Origin of the sequence: Rhizobium sp. MHM7A (assembly GCF_005862215.1) — a bacterium.
Lineage (GTDB): Bacteria > Pseudomonadota > Alphaproteobacteria > Rhizobiales > Rhizobiaceae > Rhizobium > Rhizobium bangladeshense.
This window is the reverse complement of the sequence record NZ_VCHT01000028.1, coordinates 1-16,318: the sequence shown is the minus strand read 5'-3', so window position 1 is coordinate 16,318 and position 16,318 is coordinate 1. Positions and strand designations below refer to the sequence as shown.

General features: G+C 59.8%; 15 protein-coding genes and 1 pseudogene. 7 read left to right on the top strand and 9 right to left on the bottom strand.

Annotated features, from left to right (window positions below; translation table 11 throughout):
* Genes FFR93_RS38375 through FFR93_RS38355 form a run of 5 tightly spaced genes read left to right on the top strand, consistent with a single transcriptional unit; the run spans position 1 to position 6,033 of the window.
* Positions 1–1,380, top strand: a complete 1,380-nt coding sequence (locus tag FFR93_RS38375) for an amidohydrolase (protein WP_138396983.1) — start codon at positions 1–3, stop codon at positions 1,378–1,380.
* Between the two features lie 20 nt (positions 1,381–1,400).
* Positions 1,401–2,501 carry a BMP family ABC transporter substrate-binding protein gene (locus FFR93_RS38370; protein ID WP_138396982.1) on the top strand — a complete coding sequence of 367 codons (1,101 nt, stop codon included), beginning with the start codon at positions 1,401–1,403 and terminating at the stop codon, positions 2,499–2,501.
* 3 nt (positions 2,502–2,504) lie between these two features.
* A complete protein-coding gene (locus tag FFR93_RS38365) occupies positions 2,505–4,025 on the top strand; it encodes an ABC transporter ATP-binding protein (RefSeq protein WP_138396981.1) in 1,521 nt (506 codons plus the stop codon).
* On the top strand, positions 4,022–5,122 hold the full coding sequence (locus FFR93_RS38360) for an ABC transporter permease (protein WP_138396980.1): 1,101 nt from the start codon (positions 4,022–4,024) through the stop codon (positions 5,120–5,122). Before FFR93_RS38365 ends, FFR93_RS38360 begins: the two co-directional genes overlap by 4 nt.
* A complete protein-coding gene (locus FFR93_RS38355) occupies positions 5,119–6,033 on the top strand; it encodes an ABC transporter permease (protein ID WP_064713021.1) in 915 nt (304 codons plus the stop codon). The genes FFR93_RS38360 and FFR93_RS38355 overlap by 4 nt, the downstream gene beginning before the upstream one ends.
* Before the next feature lie 94 nt (positions 6,034–6,127).
* Here the strand turns inward: FFR93_RS38355 and FFR93_RS38350 are convergent, their stop codons facing one another.
* From FFR93_RS38350 to ugpB, 8 genes are all read right to left on the bottom strand, one after another.
* Positions 6,128–6,661 (bottom strand): NUDIX hydrolase, encoded by a 534-nt coding sequence (locus FFR93_RS38350; RefSeq protein ID WP_138396979.1) that lies wholly within the window; start codon positions 6,659–6,661, stop codon positions 6,128–6,130.
* 82 nt (positions 6,662–6,743) lie between these two features.
* Positions 6,744–7,538 carry an HAD-IIB family hydrolase gene (locus FFR93_RS38345; protein ID WP_138396978.1) on the bottom strand — a complete coding sequence of 265 codons (795 nt, stop codon included), beginning with the start codon at positions 7,536–7,538 and terminating at the stop codon, positions 6,744–6,746.
* A complete protein-coding gene (locus tag FFR93_RS38340; protein WP_064713018.1) occupies positions 7,535–8,320 on the bottom strand; it encodes a DeoR/GlpR family DNA-binding transcription regulator in 786 nt (261 codons plus the stop codon). The genes FFR93_RS38345 and FFR93_RS38340 overlap by 4 nt, the downstream gene beginning before the upstream one ends.
* Before the next feature lie 9 nt (positions 8,321–8,329).
* A complete protein-coding gene (locus tag FFR93_RS38335; protein WP_138396977.1) occupies positions 8,330–9,079 on the bottom strand; it encodes a glycerophosphoryl diester phosphodiesterase in 750 nt (249 codons plus the stop codon).
* 59 nt (positions 9,080–9,138) lie between these two features.
* Positions 9,139–10,185 (bottom strand): sn-glycerol-3-phosphate ABC transporter ATP-binding protein UgpC, encoded by a 1,047-nt coding sequence (gene ugpC, locus FFR93_RS38330; RefSeq protein ID WP_064709423.1) that lies wholly within the window; start codon positions 10,183–10,185, stop codon positions 9,139–9,141.
* 1 nt (position 10,186) lies between these two features.
* On the bottom strand, positions 10,187–11,035 hold the full coding sequence (gene ugpE, locus FFR93_RS38325; protein WP_064709422.1) for a sn-glycerol-3-phosphate ABC transporter permease UgpE: 849 nt from the start codon (positions 11,033–11,035) through the stop codon (positions 10,187–10,189).
* A 12-nt stretch (positions 11,036–11,047) separates the two neighbouring features.
* Positions 11,048–11,932 carry a sn-glycerol-3-phosphate ABC transporter permease UgpA gene (gene ugpA / locus FFR93_RS38320; RefSeq protein WP_138396976.1) on the bottom strand — a complete coding sequence of 295 codons (885 nt, stop codon included), beginning with the start codon at positions 11,930–11,932 and terminating at the stop codon, positions 11,048–11,050.
* A 62-nt stretch (positions 11,933–11,994) separates the two neighbouring features.
* Positions 11,995–13,317 carry a sn-glycerol-3-phosphate ABC transporter substrate-binding protein UgpB gene (gene ugpB / locus FFR93_RS38315; protein ID WP_138396975.1) on the bottom strand — a complete coding sequence of 441 codons (1,323 nt, stop codon included), beginning with the start codon at positions 13,315–13,317 and terminating at the stop codon, positions 11,995–11,997.
* Between the two features lie 560 nt (positions 13,318–13,877).
* Here ugpB and FFR93_RS38310 point away from each other — a divergent pair.
* Both FFR93_RS38310 and FFR93_RS38305 read left to right on the top strand, forming a co-directional pair.
* Entirely contained in the window at positions 13,878–15,281 is a 1,404-nt protein-coding gene (locus FFR93_RS38310) for a nodulation protein NfeD (RefSeq protein WP_138396974.1), read from the top strand.
* Between the two features lie 28 nt (positions 15,282–15,309).
* Complete coding sequence (locus tag FFR93_RS38305) at positions 15,310–16,071, top strand: slipin family protein (RefSeq protein WP_138396973.1); 762 nt, start codon at positions 15,310–15,312, stop codon at positions 16,069–16,071.
* Here FFR93_RS38305 and FFR93_RS38300 read toward each other — a convergent pair.
* Positions 16,058–16,318: pseudogene (locus tag FFR93_RS38300) on the bottom strand (hypothetical protein); the annotation flags it as partial. The gene FFR93_RS38305 and the pseudogene FFR93_RS38300 overlap by 14 nt on opposite strands.

The following is a 16,318-nucleotide window of genomic DNA, read 5'->3' as shown; positions in this document are numbered from 1 at the left end:
ATGGCGGGCTATCTCCTGAAGAATTGCGCGGCCATTATCGTCGACGAAGGCAGCGGACCGGCCGTGCGCCGGAACGCCGATCTGCTGACCAATGGTCCGGCAGTCCAGGCGATCGGCGTGGACCTGGCGCAGGAGGCCCTGCCTGCCGACACGATCATTCAGGATGCATCCGGCTGGTTTGTCTATCCGGGCCTCGTCAACACCCATCACCACTTCTTCCAATGCTTCGTGCGCAATCGGGCCGATCTCGATTGGACGAAACTCTCGGTCATCGAATGGCTCGATCGGATCTACCCGATCTTCTCACGGCTGAACGAGGATTGCTTCTATCATTCGTCGGTCACGGCCATGGCCGAGATGATCAAGCACGGCTGCACCACGGCTTTCGACCATCAATATTGCTTTCCCCGGCACGCCGGAAAGCGTCTGATCGATCGCCAGTTCGAGGCAGCCGAACTTCTCGGCATGCGCTTCCACGCCGGACGCGGCGGCAATACCCTGCCGAAATCCGAGGGCTCGACGATCCCGGACGCCATGCTGGAAACCACGGACGAGTTCATCGCCGATTGCGCCCGGCTGATCGATAGCTACCACGATGCCGGCGCCTTCAGCATGCGGCAGGTGGTCGTTGCCCCCTGTCAGCCGGTCAATTGCTACCGCGAAACCTTCGTCGAGTCGGTCGCCCTCGCCCGTGATCGCGGCGTCCGGCTGCACACGCATGTCGGTGAAGGCGAAAGTCCCGTCATCCAAGCACGGCATGGAATGCGTACGGTCGACTACTGCACCGAACTCGGCTTTGCCGGGCCCGACAGTTTTTATGCTCACTGCTGGGAGCTGACACACGATGAACTGCGCAAGATGGCGGCAACCGGCACGGGTGTCTCCCATTGCCCCGAACCGGTCTATCTGGTCGGCGCCGAAGTCACGGATATTCCCGCGATGTCGGCTTTCGGCCTGCGGATCGGCCTCGGCTGCGATGGTGCTGCTTCAAACGACAATTCCAACCTCATGCACTGCATCCACTCTGCCTATATGCTGCAGTGCCTGGCGGCTTCGACACGCGCCCATCCGGTTCCAGCGCCGGTCGATTTCCTGAACTATGCGACCACGGGCGGCGCAAGCCTGCTTGGCCGCAGCGATATCGGCCGGCTTGCTCCCGGCATGGCCGCCGACCTCTTCGCGATCGATACGAGGCGGATGGATTATGTCGGAACCCGCCATGACCCGTTGAGCCTGATTGCCAAGGTCGGGATCGGCATGCCGACCGATCTGACCATGATCAACGGGCGCATCGTCTGGCAGGCCGGTGAGTTTGTCGGCCTCGATGAGGGACAGCTTTTCGCCGCTGCGGAAGCGGCGCTTTCAACCTTAAGATTTTAGAACCAAAAGAGGGAACTGACATGTCCAACAATCTCACCCGCAGAACACTGATGAAGAGCGCGGCGGCAGCCGGTCTCGCGACGGCCTTTGCCGGCCGCCCGGCGCTTGCCGCCGACGAACCGCTCGGCATCGCGCTCGTCATTCCCTCGCCTATCGGCGACGTCGGCTGGGGCCATGCGCTTGCCGCCGGGATCGACCCGATCAAGGCCGCCTATGGCGACAAGGTGAAGGTCACGGTTATCGAGAACATCGCCGAAGGCCCGGACGCCGACCGAATCATGAACAAGACCGTCGCCGACGGAAACCATTTCCTGATCGCCGGCTCCTTCGGCTACCAGAATGGTGCGCTGCAGATTGCCCGTCGCAATCCCAAGGTGACCGTCCTGCATGCCTCAGGGTTCCAGGTCGCACCAAACTTCTCCCCCTTCGCAGCCAAATATTTTCAAGGAACCTACCTGCTCGGGATGGCGGCGGCGGCCGTTTCCAAGACCGGCAAACTCGGCTCGGTGTCGGCCTTTGCCATTCCCGAGCTGATCACTTCCATCAACGCCTTCACGCTCGGCGCGCAGGCCGTCAAGCCTGATATCGAGGTGTCCGTCGTCTGGGTCAATTCCTGGTTCGATCCGGCCAAGGAGCAGGAAGCCACCAAGGCGCTGATGTCGCAGGGTTGCGACGTCATCTTTTCCAATGCGCAGGACACGCCTTCGGTGATCTCGGCCTGCGAGGAAGCCGGCGTCTATTCCTTCAACCTCAACTCGTCGATGAAGAAATATGCCGAGAAGACCTATCTGGGCTGCGTCGCAACCGACTGGTCACCTTTCTTCAAGGCGTCGGTCGACGCCCATCTTGCCGGCACCTTCAAGGGCGCCAACACCTTCCTCGGCGTTGCCGACAAGGTGGTCGAAGTCGTCGACTGGAACCCGGCAATCCCAGCCGATACGATGACCAAGATCAAGGAAATCGAGACAAAGATTGCCGATGGCAGCTTCTCGCCGTTCACCGGTCCGATTACCAAGGCTGATGGCAGCGAAGGTGTCGCTTCGGGGACCACGCTGACGGACGCCCAGATCGTCGCGATGGATTGGCACGTCAAGGGTGTTACGACGCCATTGCCGAAGTAAGCCATGCCGAGCCCGCTCCTGTCGCTGCGCGGCATTACCAAGAGCTATGGCCCGGTCGATGCCAATCAGCAGATCGATCTCGACGTCGCTCCACGATCCATCCATGCCATCCTCGGAGAAAACGGGGCTGGCAAGTCGACCCTGATGAAGCTGATTTACGGCGTCGAGCAGCCAGACAGCGGCACCGTCGCCTGGAATGGACAACCCCTCAGCCTTGCCTCTCCCGCAGAGGCAAGGCGCGCCGGTATCGGCATGGTTTTCCAGCATTTCTCGCTGTTCGAGAGCCTGACGGTCGTCGAGAACATCCGCCTGATCGTGTCCGGCAAAAAGAGCGAGCTTTCGGAGCGCATTCGCAAGCTCGGGCATGAGTTCAGCCTTGAGGTCGATCCGCGCGCCTACGTCCATTCGCTTTCCGTCGGCGAAAGGCAGCGGGTGGAGATCATTCGATGCCTGATGACCGATCCGAGACTGCTCATCCTTGACGAGCCCACCTCGGTGCTACCGCCGCAGGCGGTGGAAAAGCTGTTCGAAACATTGCGCCGGCTGCGGGACGGTGGCGTGTCCATCCTGTTCATCTCTCACAAGCTGGAAGAGATCCAGTCGCTCTGCGATCGCGCGACGATCCTGCGCGGCGGACGCGTGACCGGTCACGTCGATCCCCGTGAGCATGATGCCCACGAGCTTGCTCGCATGATGATCGGCCGCGACATGCCGGAACCGATGCCGGCGCTGCCTCTGGTCGAAGGTGAAAAGCGCCTGGAACTGGTCGGGCTCGATTACCGGGCGGATCCTTTCGCCGTGCCGCTTTCCAATGTCAGCCTCACCGTGCGCGCCGGCGAAATCCTCGGCATTGCCGGGATTTCGGGAAATGGTCAAAGCGAACTCGCAGCGCTGATTTCTGGTGAAACCCTGTTGCCGCGAGATCAGCGCGACCAGATTTTCATGATGGGCCAGGATGTCGGCGCACTCGACTCTGCCGCCCGCCGGCGGCTCGGTTTCGCCTTCGTCCCGGAGGATCGGCTCGGCCGCGGCGCGGTTCCCGAAATGTCGCTTACCCTCAATGGCCTGCTGACCGCCCATCCACTGAAACTCGTCAGGCATGGCCTGCTCGATACCGCAAGGGCGAGAGCCTTCACCGATAACTGCATCCGAGACTTTGACGTGCGCACGCGCGGTCCAGGGGCAGAGGCCGGGTCGCTTTCCGGCGGCAATCTACAGAAATTCATCGTCGGACGCGAAATCATGCTGGCGCCGAAGCTTCTTTTCCTCGCCCAGCCGACCTGGGGCGTCGATATCGGCGCGGCCGCCGCAATCCGCAAGCGGCTCATGAGCCTTCGCAATGAAGGCATGGCGATCCTCGTCATTTCCGAGGAGCTCGAAGAACTGTTCGAACTGAGCGACTTTATACAGGTCCTGCACCATGGCACGCTGAGCCCGCCGCTGGTCACGCGTGACACCAACCCGGAAGAGATCGGCCGATACATGATTGGAGCCCAGCCGCAGCGCCAGAAAGCCACCGCATGAGCAGACCCTTCCTCGCCGCGCTGCCCATTCTGGTCCGCCGGGAGCGGGCATCGCTTGCCGCCACCCTCCTGGCTCCGCCCATAGCCCTCATCGTCACCGTCATTCTCAACCTCGGACTTTACGTCGTCATGGGGCGCGATCCGGCTGCGGTCGTCCATGCGATGCTGATCGAGCCCTTCTTCTCGTGGGCGTCGTTTTCGGAAGTGCTGCTGAAGACCGGTCCGCTGCTCCTCATAGCGCAGGGGCTGGCGATCGGCTTTCGTGCCAAGGTCTTCAATATCGGTGCCGAAGGACAATTCGTCCTCGGTGCGATCTTCGCCTCCGCCATTCCGATCTGGTGGCCCGACGCAACCGGCCAATGGATCTGGCCGGCAATGCTGCTGTTCGGTGCGATGGGCGGTGCATCCTGGGCGTCACTCACCGCCTTCTGGCGCGTCAGGCTCAATGCCAACGAAATTCTCGTTTCGCTGATGCTAAGTTTTGTCGCCGTGCAGCTCCTCAATTATCTGCTGCTCGGCCCCTGGAAGGATCCGAACGGCTTCAATTTCCCGCAGTCCGTCATGTTCCAATATGACGCGATGGTGCCGATCCTGATCGAGGGAACGCGCGTCAATGTCGCGCTCATCCTCGCCTTTCTCCTGTCGATCGCCGCTTGGGTCTTCATGCAGAAGAGCTTCATCGGCTACAAATTGCAGGTCGGCGGACTGGCGCCGCGCGCGGCAAGCTATGCCGGCTTCCGGGAAAGCTGGGCAATCTGGCTTTCGCTGCTGATCGGTGGAGCTGCAGCCGGTCTTGCCGGTGCAGCCGAAGTCGCCGGCCCTCTCGGCCAGCTGCAACGCTCGATCTCAACCGGATACGGTTATGCGGCGATTATCGTCGCCTATCTCGGCGGTCTGCACCCGATCGGCATCGTAATCTCAGCGATCGTCATGTCCGCGCTCTACATCGGCGGCGACAACGCCATGGTCTCCGCCAATCTGCCGGTTGCGGCGGTCCGAGTTTTCCAGGGCAGCCTGCTCCTTGCCTATCTGGTGTCCATCGCTTTCGCGCGCTACCGTCTAGCCTGGCGGCCTGCAGCGATGAGGAGCCCGACATGAACGCCGTCGAGTTCGTTCTGGCCGGCATGCTGGCGGCAGCGACGCCCTTTCTGCTGGCCGCCCTCGGAGAACTTGTCGCCGAGCGTGCCGGCGTTCTCAACCTCGGCGTCGAGGGGCTGATGGCATTTGGCGCCGTCATCGCCTTCATCATCGTCTTTCATGGCGGCGGCCATTTTCTGGCCTTTCTCGCCGCCGGTCTCGGCGGCGCTCTGTTGTCCTTGGTCTTTGCGGCGGTCGTCCTCGGCTTCAACGCGAACCAGGTCGCAACCGGGCTTGCGATCGGCATTCTCGGACAAGGCCTGTCGGCACTGTTCGGCAAGACCTATGAGAGCCTGACGGTCAAAGCCCTGCCGAAAATTTCCATTCCCGGTCTCTCCGATATTCCCGTCCTCGGTGGCCTGTTTAGCCAGGATATCGTCGTCTGGCTTTCTCTGCTCGTGACGGTTGCCATCTGGGCGATGTTTGCCTACGGCAAGGTTGGCCTGATCATCCGCGCCGTCGGCGAAAACCCGAAAGCGGCGCATGCTATCGGCTATCCGGTCATCGCCATCCGCTTCGCCGCGGTCGCGGTCGGTGGCATGATGGCGGGCTTTGCGGGCGCCTATGCAGCGACGATCTACACGCCGCTCTGGGCCGATGGGATGATCGCCGGCCGCGGCTGGATTGCGATTGCACTGGTGGTCTTCGGAACCTGGCTGACCGGCCGCATCTTTCTGGGCGCATGCCTGTTCGGCGCAGTCTCGCTGATGGGGCTTGCCGCCCAGGCAACCGGCCTCGACGTCTCGTCGCAGCTGCTCGCATGCCTGCCCTATCTGGTGACGATCATTGTGCTCGGCATCATTTCGGCGGACCGCCGCCTGCTCAAACTCAACGGCGTCGCCTCGCTCGGCGAGCCGTTCGAGCGATCATGATGACGCCCGTCGGAGCCGATGACAGCTGAGAGCAGCGTCAACTTGCTTTCGGGAAAGCGATCACGAACTGCCGAAGCAGGGCTAGGGTCCCACGTCACTCGAGGTCGGATTTCTTGCGACCCCGCGCTTCAAATTCGACGAGCAGCGACTTGAGTTCGACCTCCCGGACGCGTCGCGCCGCTTCATCCGGGCTGACCCATTCGAGAATACGCTGACCGTGCTCCTTAAAGTCATTGCTGAGTTCGGTCACTTCAATCTGAAACACGTCGACAATGCATGGCGCCACATCGCCGTCGTCAAGTTCTTTCAGATAAGTATAGCGGCCAACAGGTTTCTTCCTCACAGTTCCGTGCACGCCTGCCTCCTCCCAGGCTTCTACCGCCGCCGCTTCGAATGGCTTCTTCCCTTTCATCGGCCACCCCTTCGGTATGACCCAGCGCGCGCGCTCGCGCGACGTGATGACCAGTATTTCGATCTTCGGTCCGCCATTGCAATAGCGAAAACAGAGGGCGCCATACTGTTGGCGGAACGCGCCGGCAAATAACTTCGCAGGATCCGCCGCGAGCTGACGCAGCAATGGCTGAGACTTGTCTGGCCGAGTCTTGCTGCGTCGCTTTATAGGTTTCATGGCGGTCCGGTTTCAATTCATCCCGTGGCCGGGCCTGGTTTCTTGTGGCACTTACTTCTTTCGCTCTCAGCCCGCCGGCGCTTCATTGGCCCGTGGTCCTGGCATTCAGGATCGTCCCGGCAATATCGGCAAAACCAAGTCCCGCGGGCTGGGAGGAGATCCATCTCGGCACATGCTGCAGATGCGGAAGAACAGGAAGGATATTGCCGACGCCGAAAGAGTTTCGGATGAAGCCGAACATCGGCGCATCGTTTCGAGAATCGCCGACGAACGCCGTGACGGATGGCAATTCTACGGGGTCGACCCCGAATAAGCTTGTCAGGACGCGCTCGCTCATGGCGCGTTTGTCATAATCGCCAATCCAGGTGTTGATGTGGATGGAACTGATGGCGACGGTCCCGCCGATTGCCCTGATATCGGATGCCAGATCTTCGACAGCCTGCGCTTCATGACCTTGAATGTCGATTGCCACGTCAGCCAGGCGGAACACCTGGTCGTGGGCGATCTTGAATGTGTCCCCCCTTTCCGAGATCAGTCTTTCGATCGTTTCCAGATGCTGACGTTGACGCTCGCCCTGCAATGCGCGGTTCTCCCAGAAATCGAAAACAACCTGACCGCTGCGGCGGGTGACGCAATAAGCACCACTTTCGCCGATGACCGCGGCAACGGGCCAGGCACGGATGATGTGTTCGCACCAGCCGGCTGAACCACCCGTGACCGGAACGACGGCGATGCCGGCCCGGCTGAGTTCCCAAAGGGCGTCATAGGTGCGCGGCAGAAGTTTACCCTCTGTCGTCAGCGTGTCGTCGATATCGGTGAGGAGATAACGCACATGCTGCAATTCATGTGCAGAGGGCGCCAGATTAACGAAGGTCATGTCAAGTCCTCGCCGCAGGTTACCACCTCCATGCTGCTATCGGCGAGCACACTGGCGACGGACGGATCGGCCGGCAGCCGATCCGTGTAAAAGCGGGTTATTTTATTGAAAGGTGCCACGCGCACCGCCGCATGGCGGGTCCACTTGCTGACGTCTGCAGCCAGGAGCCGCGTTTGCGAATTCTCCAGAAGCGCGTTGGTGATCTGCGCCTCGCTATAGCTGAAGTCCATCAGGCCGTTCACCGGGCTCAGCGCACCGGCACCGACGACTGCATAGGTCGCATAGAATTTTTCGACGAATTTGATCACATCGCTGCCCACGACGTCGCGGTCGTCATGGCGCAGCAGGCCGCCGGTGAGATGGACCTCGACACTCGGTGATTCGCAAAGGGTCAGAGCGACATGGATGTTATTGGTGATAACGGTCAGCCCCTGGTGATCGCGCAACGCCTCTGCCACGAATTGAACCGTGCTGCCGATCCCCAGGAATACCGTCGCATCCGGGCCGATATCGGCGGCGACCCGCTTGGCGATCAGCCGCTTGGCGCGCCGGTTCAGTTGGGCGCGAGCGTTGAGGGAGATATTGCTGCCTTCGACCGGCACACCCACACCGCCGTGAAAGCGGCGGGCGTGCCCGAGATCACACAGGGCGTTGATATCACGGCGGATTGTCTGGGTCGTCAGATCGTACCGGCGCGCCAGATCATCGATATACTGGACACCTTCGGTTTCGATCAGCGCAAGTATTTCGCGTTGTCGGCTCGATATGACCCGCTGGCCCATCGCTATTTCCTATGAGAGATAGACACTTGGGTCGTCTGTTATCACACCGGTCAAGCCGACAGGCCAAAAAGATGCGAGGAGCTTCGGGTCATTGCAGGTCCATGCCCGGACCTTGATCCCCTGCTGCGCCGCCTCCTCGAGGAATCCGATGCTGAGAGACTTGTATCCGAGGTGGACCGTTCCTGCGGGAATGGATTTGAGAACGTCACTCCAGTCATCCGGCAGTTTGCTCCACAACATCGCAAGCTCGTAACTCGGATCAATTTCGTGCATGCGCCTGAGCGCCGCCGCGTCGAAGCTCGATATCATGATCCTGGTCTGCGGCGCGCGCGCCTTCAGATGTTCGTCAACGGTTTTCACCAGTTGGTCGAGAGATTTGTGATGCGCGTGCTGCTTGATCTCGACATTGGCGTTCAGCCCCAGCTCACCCAATGCGGACAGGACCCGGGCCAGGGTCGGCAGGGGTTCGCCCTTGAAGCGCGGATCGAACCACGCGCCGGCGTCGATCTTCTGCAGGTCGGATGCGGTGAGATCGCTGAGCTTGCCGGTCGATGACGAGCAACGGTCGACCGAGCCGTCGTGGATGACGACCGCGGTTCCATCGCCAAGGAGCGCGACGTCGAGTTCGACCCATTCGGCACCCTGGTCGGCAGCCGCCCGAAAAGCGGCGATCGTGTTTTCGGGCGCGACAGCGGATGCGCCTCGATGTGCTTGAACCTCACTGCGGCCCGGGCCGGATCGCGGTTCTGACTTTAGCATGTCTTTCTCTTCCCTCACTTTTCGACGCTGCAGATGTCGGATCGGGCAATCCGGCCGTTTCAGTCCGTCCGTCGTCCAGTCTTGCTGTTGAAGGGATGTATCTGATCGATCCGCGCGAAGATCTCGATTCCGGCAGTCTCGGCGAAGTCCGGCCGGCCCTGAACCGTCAGGACGACCGTCTGCTGGCCCTCCCCCAGTCTGACATGCAGGTGGCTTTCGCCGCCGATCGGCTCGAGCAACTCGACAATGGCGTTCAGACGAACGGAAGGCTCGGCAGGCTTTGATATGAGAAGAGCATCTGGCCTGAGACCGACGATGTCAGTCTCGTCTGGCAATGCCAGGGCATCCCCGGCATCGGCTACACCCAGCACCTCGATCGGCACGAGGTTCATCGGCGGCGAGCCGATGAAACCGGCAACGAACAAACTTGCCGGACGGTCGTATACTTCGACCGGCGTTCCCACTTGTTCGACCAGTCCGCCATTCATGACGACGAGCCTGTCGGCAAGCGTCATCGCCTCGAGCTGGTCATGGGTAACGTAGATGCTGGTGGTCCTCAGCCGGCGCTGCAGCCGGCGTATTTCGACCCGCATCTGGACGCGCAGCTTGGCATCGAGATTGGACAGAGGCTCGTCGAATAGAAACGCCGCCGGTTCACGCACGATGGCCCGTCCCATCGCGACGCGCTGGCGCTGTCCGCCCGACAATTCGCGCGGCTTGCGATCCAGCATCGGACCGATTTCGAGGATGTCGGCGGCCTCCTTGACGCGGCGATCGATTTCCGCGCGCGGCGTGCCGCGGTTCTTCAAGCCATATTCAAGGTTTCCGCGCACGGTCATATGCGGATAAAGCGCGTAATTCTGGAACACCATGGCGATATCGCGCTCGGCCGGTTCCGCCTTGTTGACGTTGCGGCCGCCGATTTCAACCTGGCCGCCGGTGATGGACTCCAATCCCGCGATCATGCGAAGCAAAGTTGACTTGCCGCAGCCGGAAGGGCCGACGAGCACGATGAATTCGCCGTCTTCGACAGCCAGGCTGATGCCTTTGACGACAGGAACCGAACCATAGTTTTTCTTGACGTCGACGATATTGATCGGGGCCATTTCATTTCTCCGTTTCGACCAGGCCTTTGACGAAAAGGCGTTGCATGGCGACGATGACGAGGACGGGCGGCAAGGCGGCCAGGATGACCGCTGCCATGACGAGATTCCAGCGCGGCTCGGCATCGGCAACCGCGGCCATGCGCTGAATGCCCATGACGACGGTGTAGAGACTCTGGTCGGTCGTGACGATGAGCGGCCACAGATACTGGTTCCAGCCGAGCACGAACAGGATGATGAACAAGGCTGCGATGTTGGTCACCGACAGCGGCAACAGGATATCGCGGAAGAATTTCAGCGGCCCTGCGCCATCGACGCGCGCAGCCTCCATCAACTCGTCGGGCACGGTGAGGAAGAACTGACGAAACAGGAAGGTCGCGGTTGCGGATGCGATCAGTGGAATGATGAGCCCGCCATAATTGTTCAGCATTCCGAGGTCGGCGACCACCTTGTAGGTCGGCACGATGCGCACCTCGACCGGTAACATCAGGGTGATGAAGATCATCCAGAAGGCGAGCGTGCGAAAAGGAAATCGAAAATAGACGATGGCGAAGGCGGAAAGGATGGAAATGGCAATCTTTCCAACGGCCACACCGACGGCCATGATCAACGAATTGAGCAGCATCGGCCCGATCGGCGGGGCGCCGGAACTCGTCATCCCCGATGACAGCATGGTCGAATAGTTCTCGATGATGTGTGGTCCCGGCATCAGCGGCACCACGCCGGACAGAAAGTCATTGGGGCCGTGGCTCGAAGCTATGAAGGCGATGTAGACCGGGAAGATCACGATCGTGACGCCGAGGATGAGGACGAGGTGAGCCAGGAAATTCAGGAACGGACGATTTTCAACCACCTTTGACGCTCCTCAATATTGCACGCGGCGTTCGACGAAGCGGAACTGGACCGCGGTAAGAGCAACAACGATGACCATGAGTATGACCGACTGCGCTGCAGAGGAGCCCAGGTTGAGGCCGATGAAACCGTCGAAGTAAACCTTGTAGACGAGAATTTCGGTAGCGCGCGCCGGTCCGCCTTGCGTCGTCGCATGAACGATGCCGAAGGTATCGAACATTGCGTAAACGATGTTGATGACGACCAGATAGAAAGTTGTCGGCGAGATCAACGGGAATATGATCGTCCAGAAGCGCTTCACCGGCCCGGCTCCGTCGATGGCGCCGGCTTCCTGGAGCGAGCGCGGCACGGATTGCAGCGCGGCCAGGAAAAACAGAAAATTATAGGAAATTTGCTTCCAGGTGGCGGCGATCACGATCAGGACCATCGCATTATCCGGGTTGATCAGATGGTTCCAACTGATCCCCATGCTGCGAAGCGTATAAGCGACGATGCCGATCGACGGGTTGAACATGAACCACCAGAGTATGCCGGCAATCGCAGGCGCCACCGCGTAAGGCCAGATCAGCAAGGTCGAATAGATGCGGGACGTCCGCAGCACACGCATGGCGGCGGCGGCCAGAGTGAGCGCAATCATCGTCGACAGGACCGTCACCGAGACGGCGAAGACCAGCGTGTGGCCGAAGGCATCCATATAGAGCGGGTCGGCGAAGAGCCGGCGATAATTCTGGAACCAGACGAAGTTCGTTTTGAAACCGAACGCGTCCTGGCGAAGGAATGATTGCCAAAAGGCGGTTGCGGCCGGCCAGAGGAAGAAGACGACGGTGATCAGAAGCTGGGGAGCGATAAGCAGATAAGGCAAAACCTTATTGGGAAAGACGGTCCGTTTCGTTTGCATGGGCCCTCACAGAATGACGGAGAAGGCAGGGGCGCCGGTTTTGCCGCCCCTGCCTTGAGCCCTTAATTGGCAGCTTCGAAATCGCGAAGCTGTTGATTGCCGCGTGAAACGACGGAATCGACCGCTTCCTTCGCTGTCTTCTTTCCGCCCAGCAATGCCGCGAATTCGTCATCGATGATGCCGCGGACCTGCACGTAGTTGCCGAAGCGGATGCCCTTGGAATTTTCGGTCGGCGTCACGCGTGTCAACTGCTTGATACCGACATCTGCGCCGGGATTCTTTTCGTAAAATCCCTGCTCCTGGCTCAGCTTATAGGCAGCCTCGGTGATCGGAAGATAACCTGAGAACTGATGCCAGTCGGCCTGAACTTCCGGCTTCTGCAGATAGGTGTAGAATTTTGCAACGCCCTTATATTCTTCCTCCGGGCGCCCCTTCAGCGTCCAGAGTGTGGCGCCGCCGATGATCGAGTTGAGCGGCTGCTTGATGACGTCGTCATAATAGGGAAGCGGCGCAAAACCGACTTTGAAAGCTTTGGCGTTGTTGATGACGCCGGCCCGGCCGGCGGACGAGTTCATGTACATCGCGCATTCCTGAGAGTAGAACATCGGAGGCGCGTTATCACCGCCGACCGGTCCGCCGAATTTGAAGAGCCCCTCGTCCTGCCATTTCTTAAGATTCCCCCAATGGCGGATCGTCAGGTCATTGTTGAAGGTGAATTCCGCATCCAGACCGCCGAAACCGTTGGCCTTGGTGGAGTAAGGCTTATCGTGCAGGGCATTGAGATTTTCGGTCTGGATCCAGGAGATCCAGCCGCTGGTGAAGCCGCACTTGGCAGCGCCTGACTTGATGATCGTGCGCGAGAAGGCTTCCACCTCAGCCCAGGTCTTTGGCGGCGTCTCGGGATCGAGCCCGGCCTTCTTGAAGACATCCTTATTGTAATACAGGATCGGCGTGGACGAATTGAAGGGCAGAGACAGGACGTTGCCGCTGGTGTCGGAGTAGTAGCCGACGACGGGCGCAATGAACTTGTTCTGGTCCCAGGGCTCGCCTTCGTCCTTCATCAGTTCATAAACGGGATAAATGGCGCCCTGTGCCGCCATCATGGTGCCGGTGCCGACTTCGTAGACCTGTACGATGGCGGGCTGTTGGTTGGCGCGGAACGCAGCAATGGCGCCCGTCAGGGTTTCGTCGTAATTGCCCTTGAAAACCGGAACGATTTCATAATCGGACTGCGATGCGTTGAAGCCCTTGGCAATTTGCTCCAGCTTCGCGCCGTTCTCACCGCCCATCGCATGCCACCACTGGATCTTCGTGGCAGCCATCGCCGGAACGGACAAGGACAGGCAGGTCAATCCTGCGGACAGGAAAAAAGCGATCTTGTTCATGGTCTCTCCCACTTTCTCTCGGTCCGCAGCCTCCCGCTCCAGACGCGGGGATGGTAGCAGCCGAGTTTCACTTTGCAACAACCGAATGTTCAAATGAACATATTGAGCGCTCTAAGGCCGGAGGCGAACAGCCCCTCCGGGCTCAAAGCGTGATTGGCAGCACGGATTTCGCCGTCAGCCGCTCGGATGTCCAAATACAATGTTCAAATGAACGTCTTATGTCAGTTGGAGCAGAATTATCGTTCTGTCGAGGCCGCAGAAATCTGCCGCCGCGCCAGGTGCCGCCCACGTCAAGGCAAAATGGCCGCTGTGGCGAAATACACGAGTAGAAATATGCAACGAGCCTGCCAAGCGTTCAGCGCCGCCTCCATAACCGCTTCGCTGCATTGGAATGCGCGTCGCTGACAGCCAGAGACCTTCAAAAAACATGGGCCAAGCGGCTCCGCATCCGTGCAAACGCGCTTAGCCAGCTTCCCCTTTACGACTGCCTCAGACGGCTTGAACATGAGCTTTAACGCCGCTGCCTTTTTCTTTGCAGTTTCCGACATACATTAAATGCTATGTACGTTCCGCCGATTGGCACGCGGGGATTGAGGTGTTGGCGATGGCAACCGCCAATCTTCACTTTATTGTTTTTGCTGCTTTCAGCTTGGAGCTTCGGCGCACCGTCGGCGTCTGACCGCACGTCTGTCGTCCTCAAGGTGAACGGCGCCATTGGGCCTGCTATAGCTGACTACGTGGTACGAGGCATTCAGCGTGCTGGCGAACGTGAAGCGGTCTTGATCGTCCTGCAGATGGATACACCAGGTGGCCTTGACACCTCCATGCGGGAAATCATTCGCGCGATCCTTGCCTCGCCGGTGCCTGTCGCGAGCTTCGTCGCGCCAAGCGGGGCACGGGCTGCCAGCGCCGGCACCTATATTCTCTACGCAAGCCACATCGCGGTCATGGCGCCTGGCACCAATCTCGGCGCGGCGACACCAATCGCACTCGGCCTCAAGCCTTTGGGCGGTGATGAGGAACCCGAAAAGAAGCCGAACGAACCTAGCGGCAAGCAGCCGGTAGCTCCAGGCAATGCCCAGGAAGCAAAAGCCGTCAACGATGCCGTCGCTTACATTCGCGGGCTTGCGGAATTGCGCAATCGCAACGCCGACTGGGCAGAGCGTGCTGTCCGCGAAGCTGCGAGCCTTTCATCCACTGCGGCAGTGCGCGAACATGCCATCGATTTCATGGCGGTCGATGTCACCGATCTCCTTGCAAAGGCACAGGGGCACGTGGTGCGGGTCGGTCAAACGGACGTGCGGCTCGATACCGCCGGATTGGCCGTGCAGGAATTCGAGCCTGACTGGCGCACGCGCCTGCTGTCCGTCATTACCGATCCGAACATCGCAATCATCCTGATGATGGTCGGCATCTATGGCCTGATCTTCGAATTTCTCGCACCCGGGACAATGCTTCCTGGCACGATCGGCGGTATCTGCCTCCTCCTCGGGCTCTATGCTCTGGCATTGCTGCCAGTGAGTTTTGCCGCACTTGGGCTAATTTTGCTCGGCGTCGGATTGACTGTGGCTGAGGCGCATTCGCCAAGTTTCGGGGCATTTGGCATTGGCGGCGGGGTAGCCGTGATCCTGGGAGCAACCATATTGTTTGATACCGATATACCCGGCCTGGAGGTGTCGCGCCCCCTACTAGCCGCAATTGCAGTTGCAATTCTCGCCTTCAGTCTTGTCGTTGCTCGCCTGGCATTCACCTCGCGCTTGCGCCAGGTTGCCACTGGCGCAGAGGAAATGATTGGCATTTCCGGTAAAGTAGAGAGTTGGACCGGGCTCAGCGGGTACGTCATTGCGCATGGCGAACGCTGGAAGGCGGTTTCCGCCGAACCCCTTGTTGCTGGTGACCCTGTCAAGGTGACCGGTCGCAATGGGCTTGCGCTCGAGGTCGCCAGTCGTCCTCGGGAGACTTAACGGCACTCGGGAAGCAGGAGGAGAAGTCATGGATATGTTTACAGATCTTGCCTTCTATTCGGTGGTCATTATCATTTTGGTCGCCGTCCTCGCATCCGCGGTTAAGATCCTGAGGGAATATGAACGCGGCGTCGTGTTCACACTTGGCCGCTTTACCGGAGTCAAGGGACCCGGGCTGATTCTGCTCATCCCCTACGTCCAGCAGATGATCCGGGTCGACTTGCGCACGCGCGTACTCGATGTGCCTAGCCAGGACGTCATCTCACATGACAATGTTTCGGTGCGTGTCAGCGCGGTGATTTATTTCAGGGTTATCGACCCAGAGAAGTCGACGATACAGGTCGAGGATTTCATGATGGCAACAAGCCAGCTTGCCCAGACAACGTTGCGCTCGGTGCTCGGTAAGCACGATCTTGATGAAATGCTGGCAGAACGTGACAGGCTCAACTCCGATATTCAGGAAATCCTTGACACTCAGACCGACGCTTGGGGAATTAAAGTGGCCACTGTCGAGATCAAACATGTGGACATCAACGAGTCGATGATTCGTGCGATTGCCCGCCAAGCGGAAGCCGAACGCGAACGGCGCGCGAAGGTTATCAATGCCGAGGGCGAACAGCAAGCAGCAGCGAAGCTGCTGGAAGCGGCCGAAATTCTGGCAAAGCAGCCAGAGGCGATGCAACTTCGTTACCTGAGCACTTTGAACGTCATCGCCAGCGAGAAGGCTTCGACGATTTTATTTCCCTTCCCGATGGAGTTGGGCAATCTGATGGCCATTAAGCCAAAGTGATCGAACGGCACTGGCGTTGATTGATCCAGGCATAGATGTCAACCTCGGAGCAAAATGAGGCCACCTCCGGCCCGATCGAGATTGCGTTCCTCCAGGAGCCCGCCGTCCCCGGACGCCGCCCGACAGTGACGAGAGCCGGAGGTGTCTCATGCCGGCCATCTGACGTTTCGGCCAGCATTTTCCGCGTGGCGTCGAATTCTTCGGCCGCATGGATCAGCGCCTTGGAGGGAATGCAGCCGACCGTCAG

Coding starts and splice junctions, on each gene's coding strand:
- FFR93_RS38375 (WP_138396983.1), top strand. CDS start 1: ATGGCGGGCTATCTCCTGAAGAATTGCGCGGCCATTATCGTCGACGAA.
- FFR93_RS38370 (WP_138396982.1), top strand. CDS start 1,401: ATGTCCAACAATCTCACCCGCAGAACACTGATGAAGAGCGCGGCGGCA.
- FFR93_RS38365 (WP_138396981.1), top strand. CDS start 2,505: ATGCCGAGCCCGCTCCTGTCGCTGCGCGGCATTACCAAGAGCTATGGC.
- FFR93_RS38360 (WP_138396980.1), top strand. CDS start 4,022: ATGAGCAGACCCTTCCTCGCCGCGCTGCCCATTCTGGTCCGCCGGGAG.
- FFR93_RS38355 (WP_064713021.1), top strand. CDS start 5,119: ATGAACGCCGTCGAGTTCGTTCTGGCCGGCATGCTGGCGGCAGCGACG.
- FFR93_RS38350 (WP_138396979.1), bottom strand. CDS start 6,661: ATGAAACCTATAAAGCGACGCAGCAAGACTCGGCCAGACAAGTCTCAG.
- FFR93_RS38345 (WP_138396978.1), bottom strand. CDS start 7,538: ATGACCTTCGTTAATCTGGCGCCCTCTGCACATGAATTGCAGCATGTG.
- FFR93_RS38340 (WP_064713018.1), bottom strand. CDS start 8,320: ATGGGCCAGCGGGTCATATCGAGCCGACAACGCGAAATACTTGCGCTG.
- FFR93_RS38335 (WP_138396977.1), bottom strand. CDS start 9,079: ATGCTAAAGTCAGAACCGCGATCCGGCCCGGGCCGCAGTGAGGTTCAA.
- ugpC (WP_064709423.1), bottom strand. CDS start 10,185: ATGGCCCCGATCAATATCGTCGACGTCAAGAAAAACTATGGTTCGGTT.
- ugpA (WP_138396976.1), bottom strand. CDS start 11,932: ATGCAAACGAAACGGACCGTCTTTCCCAATAAGGTTTTGCCTTATCTG.
- ugpB (WP_138396975.1), bottom strand. CDS start 13,317: ATGAACAAGATCGCTTTTTTCCTGTCCGCAGGATTGACCTGCCTGTCC.
- FFR93_RS38310 (WP_138396974.1), top strand. CDS start 13,878: ATGTACGTTCCGCCGATTGGCACGCGGGGATTGAGGTGTTGGCGATGG.
- FFR93_RS38305 (WP_138396973.1), top strand. CDS start 15,310: ATGGATATGTTTACAGATCTTGCCTTCTATTCGGTGGTCATTATCATT.